The organism is Neisseria sp. HMSC065C04 (assembly GCF_001815375.1).
Lineage (GTDB): Bacteria > Pseudomonadota > Gammaproteobacteria > Burkholderiales > Neisseriaceae > Neisseria > Neisseria flavescens_D.
Window position 1 is genome coordinate 56,401 of the sequence record NZ_KV820415.1, and the last position, 716, is coordinate 57,116.

Below are 716 nucleotides of genomic sequence, written 5' to 3' on the forward strand. Positions count from 1 at the left end.
TGCCGTATTCGGGACCGGCATAGGGTTTGGCCAGCCGGACAGGACGGCTTTCCCCGCCGGGGCTCCATTCGTCTAAATCAAACGGCAGTTTGACGCGGTAGCGCCCCATCTCGTCGATGTAGGCGTAGGTGCAGTTCTCCGCCGCGGTCACCCGTGCCGGTAAGGTACCGTCGATATGCGGACGCGGGGTGGTGCGTTCGGGACGGTAGGTGAGTTGGGCGGAGATGGCGGTAAAGGTATGGCTGTAGGCGGTATCGCGGCTGCCGCTGTGTTCCATGGAAAGTACCAACCAGCCGTCGGGGGCTTCCGGGAAGGAGACGTCGGTTTGGAACACCTTCATCGGTGTCATGGAGACGACGTTGCCGCTGCCGGCAGCGACGGTTTGACGGCAGAGGTTGGCTTCGTTCAACAGGGTCGTCTGAACTTGGGCTTCGTCGGTTGTTTTGGGATGAAGGCCCCAATGCTGCTGTTTGCCCAATAAGACGGTGTTGTCGGCTGATTCTTCGGATTGTTTGTTGTCGGCTTCGGCAAAGAGGTCGGTATCGGCGCTGCGGTAGTTGTAGTCGGCCGTGCGTATGCCTTCGACGATGGGGTTGTGGCGGATGCTTAAGTTGAAGAGTGCTTCGGTACCGACGCTTTCCAATCCTGCATGGGGGCGGTAGGAAACGGGCAGACTTTGGTCGCGCAAATAGTGTTCGGGACTGTCGCCGAAGACG

1 protein-coding gene is annotated in these 716 nt (G+C 59.6%); it reads right to left on the reverse strand.

Annotation, left to right across the window (positions count from 1 at the left end; genetic code table 11):
- On the reverse strand, positions 1-716 hold a 716-nt coding region (locus HMPREF3022_RS11735), incomplete at both ends, for a contractile injection system protein, VgrG/Pvc8 family (protein WP_210399665.1).